The organism is Bradyrhizobium ferriligni, from assembly GCF_056837965.1.
This window is the reverse complement of sequence record NZ_JBXEJO010000005.1, coordinates 111169-125376: the sequence shown is the minus strand read 5'-3', so window position 1 is coordinate 125376 and position 14208 is coordinate 111169. Positions and strand designations below refer to the sequence as shown.

Sequence of the window (14208 nt, the reverse complement as noted above, 5' to 3'; positions counted from 1 at the left end):
ACCCACAGAGGCGTCACGTTCGACGTAAAACGCCTATACGACGATCAGTTCGAGGTCGTCATTGAGATCGGCGGAGAAACTACCCGCCATACCGTGCGCACACGGTTGGCAGAACTAGCAAAGAGCCGGGCCCAGATGTTGATCGATCGTAAGCTGAAAACGAAAATTAGGCCTGTGTAGGCCGCCCCAGTTGGCGGCCTCATAACAGAAATCGGCCCCAGCACCTCTGGGGGGCTAAGGGCCGGAGCCGGGGCCCGTCGTCCTATGCCGAGTCGGGACGTGACCCGAGGCTTTAAAGCTAACACCAGTGTCAGAAATTGCTACTCCTTCCCGATGCGGTCGGATGTCTTAGTTTGTCGCGGCAAGTGTCCTAACTGGACGGCGTAAAAGGGCCCCAGCTGTGAAGCTGGGGCCAGTGTTTAGCTGGGTGTCTCGTGCCGGTAGCGGTGCGGCACCGGGCGACCAATGCCCCTGCCCTGCGCTTCGTTCCTACTCATAAAAAAGACCCCAGCATCCGGATCATGCTGGGGCCAATCTGGATCGAACCGCTGTCACCGAGTAGCAGCGACCGTCGTAACTGGGGCTGAAAAAATTGGAGATGAAAATCACCCGCCCGTTGTTGTTCGGATCATCCCAAACGACGCGCCGATCCGAAAATAACCCGTGTGAATCCTGAAACAATTTCCCCTTTTTCCCCATACGGACGCCGCCGTCGAAGGAAGCTTGAATCCAGTCCTCGGCTCTCTCCAGGCCGAGAACCCCTAACGCATAAGGCTAGGCCCCCCGAACGCGCCACGTCGGGGCCTCTGCTGCGGATTAGCATTCCGGCAACCCGACGAACTGCTTAAGATTGTCAGCGCGGACCGGACACGGAGGATCGATCGGCGCCTAGAAAACCAAAGTTAGTTTGGTGCATTATATCCTCACCACCGGCCAAAGGCTCTGCCCGAGAGCGTCGGTGGCTGAGCGACCAAGAGTGCTCCCGCCTGCATTGAGTGAGGGAGCGCGGCCATAGCCGATCAGCGGCACGTCATCAATCGCATTTATAGCGACCAACGGCGAGGCGGGCACATCATTGATGCGCCCCTCCGGGTCTCGGCTGAATCTGTCCGGTTGCTGAAAGACAACCCGCCGCCGGATACATTCATCGGCCGCAAAACGTACGAACCTTTCCCGCAAGGGGAAAGCGGGTATGGCGAAGAAAAGGACCGTGGGCGAGCGACCGAATACCCCAGCGAAGCGGGCACGAGCCAGGTTGCGCCGATTGAGCGCTAATCTAAGGCTGCTCAAACTGGAGATGATAAAGTCCGACAACTGGCTCGGTCCGCAGAACGACGACACGACAGGGCAAACGCCAAAGAAACGGCCCCAGCGACAGGGTTGCCCGCTGAGGCCAAGTCGTCATGTCATCCCATGAGGGATCAGCTTACTTGAGGAAAAGAAGGCCAACGCCGACGACGAGGGCCACGGATGAAATTGCAGCGAAGCTGAGAAGCCCCCACACCACTCGGTCCATACGGTCGTGTCCGAACATGCTCGGGGGATGGGCGAAAGAAACTCTCTCCGCATTTGGATAGGCAAGTCAGTGAGCGTGTCCAAATTCGGCCCATGCCGCAGCAGCCGGGCTTAACGCATAGGGTTCAATTTCTCGACAGTCCGCCGTCTGATGTGAGCCAGGCGGAGATTGACCGCGGCCTCGGTGCGCCTCGTTTTCTGCGCGATCTCGCGTTGAGTGAGAGCTGTTTCCCGGACCAATTGCAATAGTCGCTGTTCGTCCTCTGCGGACCACGCCGCGGCATTGGAACTCCCAAAATCGTTCCCTTCTGCAATGCCCGCGAGGATTGCAGATATCGTCCAGCCTGTTTGTCCGGTCTCCCCCGGGTTATCCTGGTTCGTCGCAGCCCTAAGCAAGACCGACGCATCCGGCGCTGAACCATGTGACGGACGCACCGTCCCTGAACGGCGCGAAGGCGATTATCCGCTGTGCATTTTTTTTGCTTGGTGTTCTTGACACCGCCAAATCGCGTTCTAATTCCATCTGCGCGCAGGTCATCCGTTAAGGGTGCCGGCGCCCTGGACGCCAAATGGGTCCGGGCAAACGGGCACCGGTCGCGTCCGGTGCTTCTCATACCCATCTTGCTCTCTGGAGGATTTGGCTATGCGCACATACGACTTCTCTCCCCTGTTCCGGTCGACAATTGGATTCGATCGCCTCTTCGACCTGGCCGAAACGGCGCAGCGAGCCACCGAAGACAACTACCCGCCCTACAATATCGAACGACTTTCCGAAGACCGCTACCAGATCGCGCTCGCGGTCGCAGGCTTCTCGCCGGACGAGATCTCGGTTACCGCCGAGCAGAACGTCCTGACGGTCGAAGGCAACAAGGTCGAAAAGGCTGACCGGGATTACCTCTATCAAGGCATCTCGACCCGCCGATTCAGACGGCAATTTAGCCTGGCCGACCATGTTCTTGTGAAGGATGCCGCGTTCGACAACGGTCTGCTCAAGATCGAGCTGGCGCGCGAAATTCCGGAAGCCATGAAGCCTCGGCGGATCGCAATCAACGGGACGCAGCCGAGCCGGCCGCAACAGCTCGAGTCCGCTGCAGCCTGACAGCCGCGAAGCCGCGTCCGGATCTGCCGCACGCGGCTTCAATCATTCAATTCTCGTCTTGGAACGGAGGCAAACATGCGGCCGACGACCGCGAACGTCATTTCCTTGAACACATCTGACCGCAATGAGGCGCGGTTTAATCATCCCCGAGATGTCCTGGCGGATCGATCCCTGACCACGGAAGAAAAACGCGCTCTCCTGGCGTCATGGGCCTCTGATGCTGCCGCGATTCCGTGCCGCCCAGGCTTACGGGCACCTCGGGATCTACGGTCACCGGTCAGGATCGAGGCTATTCTCGACGCCCTATGCCGTCTCGACAGCGATCCTCATCATCCGCCGGGAGGTAGACCCCGTCGTCTTTGCTCAACCGCGCGTCCGCTCGCCGCTTAGGAGGGTGACATGAAAGACATCAACCTTCCGAAACACATCGTGGACAGGATCGAAGCACGCTGGGGCGCCCGCCAGGTATCGACAAAAGAAAAGCGCGAGATCGTCGACCGCCGGCTCGAACAGCTTCGGGCGCATCGCAATAACATCCAGCGGTATCGATGGCTGCTCAGCACACAGCTGAGCGACCTCGAGCGCAACTTTATCGAACGACGTCTGTCCGAGGAATCGTCGGCGATGGAAAATCTGGCGGCTGACTTTCCCCTTCTCGTTCATGAGAGGCCACCATCTGGCACCGCCAGTCGATCGGAAGGTGCCTCACCATGACCACGACGCAATTTCTGATACATGGAGGCCAGAAGGTGATTAGTCACTATCAGTTTTTGTTGGACACGGCCCAATCGGAACAGGAGCGGGACACGTTCGCGAAACGGATCGAAGAAGAGAAGCGCAACCTGGAACGGCTGCTTGCTGATCTCGCTCGGCCAGGCCAAGCGGCCTGATCCAGTTACCGATCAAGGCATGGCGGCAAGGCTTAGATGGCATGAGAACGCCAATATCGATGAAGGACCTGGAGTTGATCGGGCTGCGCGAAACTCGCAGTTTTCCCGGCATGAATATGTGTGCCATGTGGAAGTTATTCCAGCGAACGCGAATTGGACACTTCATGCGACGGTCGGGGACGGCGCCGATCTCAACCGAATCCAGCACGCCGCAAGCCACGACGTTCACATTGAAGCATCGGTATCAACTAAGAACCGATTGGTGACGAAAACAACTGTGGGGGCGACATCCCCTCACTTCACCTGAAGAAGTGGCCCCAGCATGCGGATCATGCTGGGGCCAAGTCGGGTCGCCGAACCGCTGTCCACCGAGTAGCAGCGATCGTCGTTCTAGAGCAGAAAAACACGAAATGAACATTACGCACCCTGTTGCCGGATCATCCCCACGACGTCCGGTTCCGGAAATAACTGCGCCCGCGGTCAAGAACGGAGTGAACTTGTCGTCTGAGTGCGACCGCGATGCGGTTCGCACTAGCCCGAGCGGCGATTATGGCTTTAAGTCGTTCAATTTCTTCGGGGGTCCACCCTTCGATAGGGCATATTCTACCGTGGTTTTTTTGGAACATACGTTCCTCGGTGACAACGGCTCCAAACTGTCGCTGCTCCTTAAGGGAGGTCGCCATGCGTAACAGGCCAATAGGAATCCATTAGATGAGCACTCGAATGCCCCGGTTATTCGACTAGTGACAATGTTGGCGGAAGGCATAGACCTCCGAGACTGAAGATGAAAGTTGGAGAAGTACGCCGACATTTGGTGTCCTGATCCTCGAAGGGGTCAGCTCTTCGTAGAACGGCTTCGGCGCGATCCACTAGGGACAGACGGTCGGCCGGATCAGGCTGGCCGGGGAAACGAAAGCCGGCTCTCTGGACGCACGGCATCACTTGCCGCTTCCGGTCCATCCTTGGTGCAACGGCAGGCGGCCGATCTGGAGGGCGCTAAGGCCCGACTGCTTTGAGCGGTTCGACGCCGGCCTGAGCCCGAAGAGCATCGAGTTCTGGCACCAGACCCAGGACGCTAAAGGGCGCTTTGGACGTCCTGTTTTATACCTCACTTGAGCTACGTGTATCGTGTATCTGCCATAAATTACGCTTTCAGCGAAAGGCGCCCAGATTAAGCTGTGACAGATGCTGCACTGTCGGGGTGTGCCACGAGCCGAAACATTCGTCCGCGTAGGCATCGTCCTCTTCGGAGCTATGCCCTTTCGAAATCTTCGCAATTGCTCTGCTCGCAGCGACCGCCTCTTGGCCCCCAAATGTCGCTGGGGCCGTTTCTAATTCTCTAGAGTGATGAGCAGTAAAATACGTGGGTGAGCGCCCCTATTTCGACTCTGAGAAAGCCGCGCGCCGGATCATGGAGTACGCCCGCGCTCCAGAAAATGCGGCGCTTCATATATGCCTCCTATGAAATTTGCAGCCAATGACAGCGATCAGATGCTGATTTTCGTGTCGAGCTATCGGACGACGTAAACGTAGTGCTAGCAACGCACTTACCACTCGCTGGCGTCGAGTATGAGAAAGGGGGCCGCTTGTGGAAAGCTATAGATGTCAGTTCAGCGTCAAAAGGCGTCAATGGCGGCCAGAACAGGCAAGGTCCGCTTCGCACAATTGAGCCATGGTCATACGGACCGTCAGCGAAGGCCACAAGGCGACATTCTGTCCGGGCCCAACTTCAAAAGCATTTTAAGAGATGGGCCGCGTCTCCGAAAACACATCAACAATCTTGTTGGTCATGCCGTTCACGATCAGCACTCGGTCCTTCATCTTCACGTACATGTAGTCGCGCAATTGCGGCATTTGCGACAGAACCGATGTTGGAGCGATTGAGCCTTGATGCCTTTCGGAAGGGTCTCGCCAATGGCAGGAGTAAAGTCTTTTGCCGACCTGGCGGCCTTTAGCTGGAACTGGACCTCATTGTGTTCAGGCAGCGCAGTCTTGCGAATCTGTTCGCGCTGCGCGTTAGTGCGGTTGAGTTTCGGCAGCGACGGGTTCTGCGGCACCCCTGTGCCACAGCTCAGTTCAACCGCGCCTCGGGCATTCGGTTGCGCCTTCGAAAATTGCTGACATGCCGAGCATGACCGCGAACACGGTTGCGTGGTGGAGGCCTTCATGGCCTTTGTCTTCTCCGGACATCTTACCCTAAAGGCCAACGAACGGTTTGTTGGTCTGTTCCGCAAAGCAAATCGAACTCCGTTGCGGGGTCTTGGCCGTGTAAAAACGGCCTTGCAGTGCAGTCTTGAAGCCAAAACTCGGCCAGCGTCAGGCCGCAATCGCGGCGATCGGCCTGATCCCCAGGATATTCATTGCTCGGGTCAGATTATCGGCAAGGACCAAGAGGGTCATCTCGACGGCTACCTTTGGGAAAATTTTGGTCAGGAAGTGCGCGCTCCCATGCGTGCCTTCATCGTGCCGGACGGATGCTCGACAGTCTCGCGAGGAAGGCGCATAGCAAGCGGGTTCGCATCGAGCCGCTGCCGCAAAGTGTCGAGCAGACTTTCCCATCGCGTGATCCGTCGCTCTGCCCCGGGCGCGCACTGGGGTTTGATCGCGCTGCAGCGCATTGTCGGCTTCTTCGTTTGTGTAGCGATACGCCAATCGCAGTGCCTTGCGCGGGAGCAGCGGTGAGGCGATACCCAAAGTGCAATCCTCAGACAGAAGCGCTGACCTTTCCCTCTCGGTTGAAATAAAATTTGATGGGATAAGTCTAACAGACGACTTGATCCTTCGCCTTTCTATGACCTCGCGATCCTCCACCAGTCGAATGGGTAAGAAGTGATGACCGATCAACAACTTGCTCTTCAGGCCGTCAGCGAGGCCCAACGCATACTGAACGAATACCTTCAGCCCCGTCCCCACGATAATGAGCGCATTCTCGACAAGTTGGTCGAGCTTTTTGAGCGGCCCGATCTGGTCGTTGCTGTGAGCCGATTGCAGCAACGAAGTAGTCTCTGAGTGCTCAGATGACGAAACAATTTCCATTAGTTCTTTCGGCTTCCATCACGTCGTTTTTATTAATTGGACTGCCAAGCGCGCAGGCGAAACAACAATGCAATGCCGCTATGCCACCAAATCCGCGCGAGCATTGGTCTTGGCGCCTCATCGACGGACGAAAATGCTGGTACGAAGGCAGGCCCACGCTCTCAAAATCACTACTGGAATGGCCCGTGCGGGTTTCGACGCAGCCTCGTCCTATCGAAGAGCTTGCAAGCGCACTCATAGAGAAGCCCAGCAATCCGACCGGTTCAGAAGAATGGACGCTGTCTCGTCAGAATACTTTCGATGCTCTGTGGCGAATTAGGGTTGAACAGCGGTAGGCTTTAACATTCAAATTAAGCGAGGCTGAGTTTCTCGTCATCGCTAACAAGGGCCGTCAAACCCAAAGGCGGAGCGCTGTCTTAGGGAACATCTAGGCCAATACTGTAAGGCCGGTTCAAAAAGAACTCCCGATTACCCAGTGCGGCTTCAGCGTATTGATCGATAGCGACCTAGATCGCCTGAACATGGTGATAGCGCCAGCCCTTCACTTTGTGACCCGAAGAGGACGTTTGATCTTCTCGTCCCGGTAGCTACGATCACCTTCAGCGGCCAGCTCCCGACGAAGGCAAGACAGAATGACGGAAAGCGAAAAGACGTGTTGGTTGCTCTGGCCCGTATAATCGATCAATACCTCGATAGAAGGCTCCGTTGACCCGCAGGCGATGTCTGCCGCAGAACATGCGGTATCTATAAATGTTCAGGATTGGCTTGCACGCAGGCTTGCATCTTCTTCCTGGTGAGATTGTAGGTCATTTGACCGATACAAAGCTCGTTTCGGAGAATATGGTTGATGGTCGTAACTGCGCTGTCCCTGCGGCGCGAATTTGATAGCCACCGACCGGCCGAAAGCCAGATTCACACCCCTCACATCTACGCTGCGCAAAGGCGCGATGGATTTCGACGATGAAAATGACGGAAGACCGCCGCTGGGCGACCCAGAGAAGCCGCACGCCGGATCATGGAGCATGCCCGCGAGTTTGAGTCGACCCAGGATGGCCGGATCTACATCGAAAAGATCAACTATCCGATGATCTACCCGGACAAGGCGACGCCGGCCGAATACTGGGCCGGTCTGGAATACGCCAAGGATCAAGGCTGGCTCGAGTGCCACGAGAGCGGGACGTTCGTGAGGATGCTGCAGCCGGGAAAAGACCTGTTCGCGTAGCCCGTTCGACCTACTCCTCCATTGATGTGCTCGACTTACATAGTGAAATGCCCGGCGGCCACATCCCCACGAGGATGCTCAATGAGCCAGCAGGCCGGGAAAATGTCGATGAACGATGTATTTCTACGAGAGCAGAGATTTGAACGTCGCCACATCGAGCGATCCCGAATCAACCGGTATGCACTGCTTTCCTTCTGGGCGCGAATGAAGCCAATGTCATGCGTAGTCCGCGATGCTACAAATAGCGGCGCAAGTCTTCGCATACCGGGGCTTACCGTCATCCCGACGAGCTTTCGTATCTCCTTCGATGATTTCATCACGTCCCGAGCGTGTCAGCTCGTCTGGCGACTGGGCGACTTCCTAGGAATTCGGCTTCTTCCCTCTGGGGACTGACTGGCGCCAATTTGTGGACATCCCAGCGTGGTCAGCATAGACGAGGCGGGACACGCCTCCGTTCTCATGGCGGGCTACCCCTTCAGGGATATTAAACTTTTTAATCCTTTGTGCAGACTTAGCTTAGCCAGGATTTTGCAGGTCCTTCCTGGGGCTAGAACCGACGCCGTCCGCATGCATTTTAAGCGGGCGGCGTTCGTACATTCTGAGCCTGCACAAGCAGCAAGAAGTCCCGACGGGGGCTAGCGGCGTCAGGGCTTCTTTCCGGATGCGGTCCTCTCCCGGACCGCATCCTCAGCGCGCGACCGGCTAAGCGCGCCGTCAAGTCTACCGGGAAGCCTCAGCAATTAAGACCGCTCTACCGGATTACCTCGACTTGACAGGTGTCTAATATGGCCGGGGGGCCGCGCGACGCAGGACATGCGCCTCGGACGGTACCATTTCGCGATTTTGAGCAGGTTGTCACGGCGGCCTGCGGTGTGTGCCACCATCGCTAGCTGCTCGGCCTCATCAGCCAGGGCACACTTTCGCCGTCGATTTTTTCGAAGAACTGCGGAAGAGGCCAAAAGCGTTCGCGAGGAAGCAAAGCACTCGCCCCAGGTATCGAGAAAGAAATCCTTCTGAAGAAGGCCCGGCACGCCGATGCGGCTGCTCACATGAGTGAATGGTTGCGCTCTCCCGGCTTGCAGCCTCCAAAATAGACATGCTGGGGGCTTCGCGCTACCGCGCCGACATCACCGTTCAAGGCTCTGCCATTTGCAAAGGCAAGTCAGCGAGCGTGTCCTAAATTCGCCCCGGCGCGGGGGAACTGCTTGCGTTTTTGCATCGTTGAGCGTCCACGGAAAACGACCACCTTCTCCAGCTCGCCGACCATGCACGCGAAACCGCGAGACAGCTTGTCAAAGAGTCGCGTGAGCAAATAGCGCGCTCGCAACTCAATCGATCGCCGCGACGCTTAGATCAACCGCTTTTGTGGTTCAGCACCGAGCCTGAGAAAGAGTAAGCCGCCTGCTGGCGGCCTCTTCGCGAAAAGGCCCCAGCGCGGTGGACGCGCCGAGGCCGAGTTGCCATGATTTCCTTCCCGCAAAAACCAGCGCTCCGCCGTTTGGTTCCTATTTCCCGGTCGTCCTTCGAGAGGACGAATTGCCTCCTTGAGCAGCCACGCCGCGGGTGCGTCTTGCTTTGGCGCCGGCAACCGGCTCCCGCTTTCTGATGATCGTAAGCCGACTGCTTACCGCAGCCTCCGTGCGTCCCAGCTTCCAGGCGATCTCCAACTGCGTCAAGATTGTCTCTCGCATCAACTTTAGCAACTGCTGTTCGTCCTCTTCGGAGCATGGCTTGGCGGGCAAAACTCTCTCCGGCATCAACTCAACGATCACGGCGCGTGATTGCAGCGCTATGCATCGGATGGAAATATCCTAGGTTAATTAGGCCAGTCGTCAAAGATTGGCCGGGTGCGATCCGACGGCGCCGTTGCTAGTACGCAACTGTTCAATTGCCACCTTTTCCCGAATATGCGCGTGAGGCATCATCGAGAGGAGATCAGCGTCTAATCGGCGCTTCTGGTCAGCCAAGGTGCCCTCGACTGCCAGAGGAAAACCCGTATCGTTCGGGTTGGCGGCCCCCGGCTGGGGCCGTTTTCAGTTCGCCGCGAAAGCCAAGTGGTGCTCTTCCAAAGTTGATCGTCACGATTCACATAGTTCAATGCCGAGCGCTCCATCCTTCGAGCTAATCGACGAGCTCGTATTTCGCAGATGGTGGTTGCAGATGGAATTTATTGGACGCCCGATGCGGGGACGTTTCCTCGTTCGGCAGGGTGGCAACGGATGGATGGTCTACGATAGCGAACTGAAAGGACCGGCCCAGATAGAAAAGAACGGCGCGTTCGCCGAGAAGCTGACAAAAGAGCAGGCTGAGATTTTGGCGAAGCTGTTTACGACTCGCGAAAACCGGCCCCTGACAAAGAAGGCCCCAGCTCCCCGCTAGAGTGCTGAGGCTGGCAAGTAGTCCCACGTGACGACCCAACGCCGTGGACTGCTGCTCGTTCTGCGAAGCGAAACGGCCCCAGCGAGAGGATATGCTGAGGCCGATTCGGTGCTCCAGCGACGTGCCAGCCAGGGCCGCTTGCCACTTCCGCTCTGCCGCGAGCGGCGCGTTGCTAACGACACTTCGAAGGTGCTTCTAGAAACGCTCTAACCTCACCTCTTTACGGCCCGTAGGTGAGGAATGGGCATATTCAACTCACAGTGCAACCCTGTTCCGATCCATCCAGACAACGCAAAGACGAGAGATTGGCTTATTTTATTGGAAGCGGCGACAATCGTTGGTCAGCAGCGGGAAAGGCTCAGAATTGCGCTTACTACGCAGGAGCGCAAGCTCGTCAAGAGGCGAAGGCCTGTTGGCAAGACGGAGTACTATCTCGTCGTCGATGGCTATGATCCGCGAATCCACGCGCTCTATTTCTTCCCCCAGCTTTATAGGAACGAAGGTGGCACCCTCGTTCCTCTAACTGGAGCGGAGATTGGGCAGTTAATGGCGCAAGCCCTTGAAGGAGGAGCAATAGAAAAATCGCCTTGGTATGAGCCGGCCGATGGCCTACCAAACGAGCCGATTATAAAAGGACGCGCGAAATGGAATTTGACAGCTTGGTTATAGATAATCCTGTCGCGCAAACCAAGCCTATGCGACGGTCTGTGCCTCTCGCCGAGAGCGAGCGCGAATGAAAATCAATTGCTTTAACTGTGGTGATAGCGGGCTATGCCTTAAGTCGATTTGGCCGGCACGACGGCGTACGCCTTAGTCGGTCCAAGTGCGGTCCCCGCACCGCTCGCATTCAAACGTATGAACGACAACTCCACTTTCAGATTCCATGATCGTTCTGACCAGGGTGAGCCTCTTTCCGCAAAAGCGGCAATCATGATGTGATCGATCCGCGACCGTGGCGATCTTCTCAGCTCGAAATAGATCCACAGCAGCCGCGCCTTCGGTTTTGGAAGTGGTAACTGCTCGCGCATTCGCGATACCGGCATGCATTGCATTTGCAATTGTCCGGCGGAGCTCGATCCGCACCCGGCCGCCTATTTAAGCCATTGCATGAAAGCCCGTCATTCGCGACGCGCTCGAAGGCAAAGAGTAACTTGACTGAAGATTACGGCGATTCACGGTCGCGCGGTGTGGCGCAATCCACACTGTGGAAAACAATGCGGTATCCTCGGAACGCGCGCTTAGTCGTGGTGAGCAAAGCAATTTCATGCGCCGCCTCGTTGATGGGCAATTCAACGACCGCCGCTCGCGAACAGGGTGACGTCGTGTCCGAGTTAGATCAGGCGATCCACCAGCGAGGCGCACCTCTCCGCTGCATCCCGTCCTCAGCCGAAGGCGCTCAGCAAAGCTGTCGAAGAGAGCACTTGAGCGGCAGCTCGCCTTCGAGCGGCACGACTCATCCACCAGTGGATTGTGGCGAGCGGTAAGGAAAAGGCCGCGCCCTGCACAGCGCGGCCACGGTCGCGTCCGGTCGGCCGGTCTCACCAGTGGTGGTGACGATGCCAGCGATGCCGCACGACCGGATAGGATCCGCCGTAATAGGCGTAGGCGGGACGCACGACCCGGCGATAGCGATAGCCGTAAGAGACGGGCGCCGTGTAGTATGTCGTGGTGTAGCCGTACGGCTCGTCGTAGCCGTAGTCGTGGGCATAAGGACCACCATAATAACCCGCACCGTAGTAGCCGGGACCGTCGTAGTAGCCGTTGCCTGGTCCCCAGCCGTACGCCGAGGAGGCAAGCCCGCCGATCACGGCACCTGCCACCAGGCCGCCGGCGATGCCCGGCCCCCAGCCTCCCCGGCCACCTCTCCAGTGAGCTTCGGCAGGAGACGTCGTGGCCACCGATGCCAGGCCGAGGGCGCCGACCATCAGCGCCGACATTGCAATTTTCTTCATAAAAACTCCTTTCATATTGCGCATGCCCCTGCCGATAACGGGAAAAATAGGCAATGGTTGCTGACCTGGCGACGAGGGGCAACGGGAGCTCGGCCGTCGGACCCGCGTAGAGCGTCGAGCTGGAGCAGCGACACCCATCACGCAGCGAATTCGGACCGGAATGCTGCGGCGCGAGAAAAGCTGTGTGACGTGGCGACGTTAACAATGTTGAATTCGCCAGTGCACGTGTGTGCGCTAGGCTTCCCCTCTCGTTTTTCGGGGGGTCCGATGTTCGATCCGGCTACGACCGCGCTTTTGCGCGCCGTACTTGACGATGTCTGCGCAGACGTCTCGCGCTTCGAAACCGGTGCTCGTGCGCACGTCGCTTCGAGAATTCTGGAAGCTGCAGCCAAGGGAGACGTCGCGCCGGAAAACCTCAAGAAGGTCGATCGCGAGGCGCTTAACGACGCGCCGACGATGTGGCGATAGCAGAAATAGGGAACGTGAACTTCCAGGTCACGGTGCTCAAGATCCTGGTGGGCTATCCCGATGGCTTCGCCGTCATGGCGGACCTCAAGCGCGACATTGCCATCCTGGCCACCAGCGGGCGCGACTGGGCCGAGCGGACCAAACGCCTCGCCGCACGCGCCCCCTATCTCGACCTCTTCTCGCAAGCGCTCATCGAGCGCCTGAACGGCGGATGGCGGATCACCGAGAGGGGCCGGAAGGTGCTCGACTTCATGGAAGCCAAGCCTTCCGAGCCGCAAGCAGAGCGGGAGGACGCTCCCGTCGAGCGCCTCGCGGCCACAGGGCCCGCGCCGAGACTTCTCGCCTCCACTAGAGCTGCCCGAAGCCAGCGCTTGCAACGCCGCCGGGCGGCCCGTGGACGAGCACGGGCAAGGGCGTCGTGATACGTCCTTCGCCTAGGATCGGGAAAAATCGACCGTCGTATGAGCCCGGTTCGTACCTAGCCTTTCTTGAACCGCTGACGGCCAGCAAAGGCCCGAAGACGCCGGCATACAATGACGGCGAGGCCTGTGAGCGAGTGTCTCCGGCGAGCGACACATGATCTTGCACGAGCTGGGGTAATCCGATCCCCAGCCTTCGCTACCCTGGTCTGGGACTGATTCGGCTCAGCGGGGCCCAATGTACGTCTCTTTCTGGCTCAGAAGCAGACATTGGCCACTAAGCCGCAGATGGCCGCGATGGGCCATGAGCAGACCGCACGGTCCCTCCAAGCCACTGAATAACTCGGCCCGCGCACCGCAACAGTTCAGGCGGGATCGTTAGGCCCAGGCGGCCCGCAGCGCGCATGTCCACGACAAGGTCCGGGCAACGTAGTGTCTCGATCGGTAACTCGGTTGCGGCACGGCCCTCAAGGAGCTGGCTGGCTTGCCGCGCCATGCGGTGAGCGGCTTGCCCAAGCGCGGTTCCGTAGCTCAGAAGGCCGCCGGTGCCGGCCTGCTCCAGCGCAAGTAGGGCCGGTAGATTCTGCAACAGGGCACGCTCGGCAATCTGGGCGGCATGAACGCCGATGATCGGGTTTCCCAGCGCCACAAGCGCCTGCGTGCCATCTTCCCGCATTCTGGCGAAGGCCATCTGCAGATCGGGCTCAGGCCCGGCGACACGCACGTCGATTGCGTGCAGACCGGCTTCTAGCGCGGCGCGCATGCTGGCGTTGCGAAGGCAATCGGAGACAGCTGCGTCGGATAGATAGGCGACCCTCGCAAGGTCAGGCTTGATCGCGCGGAGTAGCGCGATCTGGGCCGCTGCCTGGCCATCGTCAAAGGTCGTAACGCCAGTCATGTTCGGGAAAGGATCGCCCGAAGAACCAGCAAGCTCGTCACCGGCCGGCTGTACGACCACCGAATAGACAATCGGAATCGCGGTCGTGGCAGCTCTCGCTGCGCGGGCGGTCACTGCGCCGACCGCTGCAATCAGATCGACACGGAGCCGAACCATGTCCTGCGCGTATCCAACGAGTCTCGTCGAGTCACCATGAGTGATCCGTTCGTGGAATGCGACATTTTCGTCCTCGACCAGGCCGTGCTCGCGCATGCCATCCTTGAACCGCGGCACCGATGAGGCCCCACCGGCTGCGATGATGCCGACAACAGGCACACGATCACGCATGAC

Annotated in this window: 14 protein-coding genes; 12 read left to right on the top strand and 2 right to left on the bottom strand. The window is 58.3% G+C overall.

Annotation, left to right across the window (positions count from 1 at the left end; genetic code table 11):
• Window positions 1-2158 precede the first annotated feature (2158 nt).
• The 10 genes from AC1VNY_RS04415 to AC1VNY_RS04370 all read left to right on the top strand — a co-directional run bounded on the left by AC1VNY_RS04415 (window position 2159) and on the right by AC1VNY_RS04370 (window position 10810).
• Window positions 2159-2614 carry an Hsp20 family protein gene (locus AC1VNY_RS04415; RefSeq protein ID WP_482404241.1) on the top strand — a complete coding sequence of 152 codons (456 nt, stop codon included), beginning with the start codon at window positions 2159-2161 and terminating at the stop codon, window positions 2612-2614.
• A 399-nt stretch (window positions 2615-3013) separates the two neighbouring features.
• The gene (locus AC1VNY_RS04410) at window positions 3014-3328 is read left to right on the top strand and encodes a hypothetical protein (RefSeq protein WP_482404240.1); all 315 of its coding nucleotides are present in this window, start codon (window positions 3014-3016) and stop codon (window positions 3326-3328) included.
• Window positions 3325-3504, top strand: a complete 180-nt coding sequence (locus AC1VNY_RS04405; RefSeq protein WP_482404239.1) for a hypothetical protein — start codon at window positions 3325-3327, stop codon at window positions 3502-3504. The genes AC1VNY_RS04410 and AC1VNY_RS04405 overlap by 4 nt, the downstream gene beginning before the upstream one ends.
• Complete coding sequence (locus AC1VNY_RS04400) at window positions 3470-3811, top strand: hypothetical protein (protein WP_482404238.1); 342 nt, start codon at window positions 3470-3472, stop codon at window positions 3809-3811. The genes AC1VNY_RS04405 and AC1VNY_RS04400 overlap by 35 nt, the downstream gene beginning before the upstream one ends.
• A 1859-nt stretch (window positions 3812-5670) precedes the next feature.
• A complete protein-coding gene (locus AC1VNY_RS04395) occupies window positions 5671-6186 on the top strand; it encodes a hypothetical protein (RefSeq protein WP_482404237.1) in 516 nt (171 codons plus the stop codon).
• Window positions 6187-6336: 150 nt separating this feature from the next.
• The gene (locus AC1VNY_RS04390; RefSeq protein ID WP_482404236.1) at window positions 6337-6513 is read left to right on the top strand and encodes a hypothetical protein; all 177 of its coding nucleotides are present in this window, start codon (window positions 6337-6339) and stop codon (window positions 6511-6513) included.
• Between the two features lie 8 nt (window positions 6514-6521).
• Entirely contained in the window at window positions 6522-6875 is a 354-nt protein-coding gene (locus AC1VNY_RS04385; RefSeq protein ID WP_482404235.1) for a hypothetical protein, read from the top strand.
• A gap of 680 nt (window positions 6876-7555) precedes the next feature.
• Window positions 7556-7762 carry a hypothetical protein gene (locus AC1VNY_RS04380; RefSeq protein ID WP_482404234.1) on the top strand — a complete coding sequence of 69 codons (207 nt, stop codon included), beginning with the start codon at window positions 7556-7558 and terminating at the stop codon, window positions 7760-7762.
• 2160 nt (window positions 7763-9922) lie between these two features.
• Window positions 9923-10141: a hypothetical protein gene (locus AC1VNY_RS04375; RefSeq protein ID WP_482404233.1), complete on the top strand. Its 219-nt coding sequence runs from the start codon at window positions 9923-9925 to the stop codon at window positions 10139-10141.
• A gap of 240 nt (window positions 10142-10381) precedes the next feature.
• Complete coding sequence (locus AC1VNY_RS04370; protein WP_482404232.1) at window positions 10382-10810, top strand: hypothetical protein; 429 nt, start codon at window positions 10382-10384, stop codon at window positions 10808-10810.
• 869 nt (window positions 10811-11679) lie between these two features.
• Here the strand turns inward: AC1VNY_RS04370 and AC1VNY_RS04365 are convergent.
• A complete protein-coding gene (locus AC1VNY_RS04365) occupies window positions 11680-12093 on the bottom strand; it encodes a hypothetical protein (RefSeq protein ID WP_482404231.1) in 414 nt (137 codons plus the stop codon).
• Between the two features lie 267 nt (window positions 12094-12360).
• Between AC1VNY_RS04365 and AC1VNY_RS04360 the strand changes: the two genes are divergently transcribed.
• Window positions 12361-12561 (top strand): hypothetical protein, encoded by a 201-nt coding sequence (locus AC1VNY_RS04360; protein WP_482404230.1) that lies wholly within the window; start codon window positions 12361-12363, stop codon window positions 12559-12561.
• Window positions 12562-12575: 14 nt separating this feature from the next.
• Window positions 12576-12983, top strand: coding sequence for a hypothetical protein (locus AC1VNY_RS04355; protein WP_482404229.1), 408 nt, complete (start codon window positions 12576-12578; stop codon window positions 12981-12983).
• Window positions 12984-13257: 274 nt separating this feature from the next.
• On the opposite strand, the gene AC1VNY_RS04350 is transcribed toward AC1VNY_RS04355, so the two are convergent.
• Entirely contained in the window at window positions 13258-14205 is a 948-nt protein-coding gene (locus AC1VNY_RS04350) for an ABC transporter substrate-binding protein (protein ID WP_482404228.1), read from the bottom strand.
• Window positions 14206-14208: the final 3 nt, after the last annotated feature.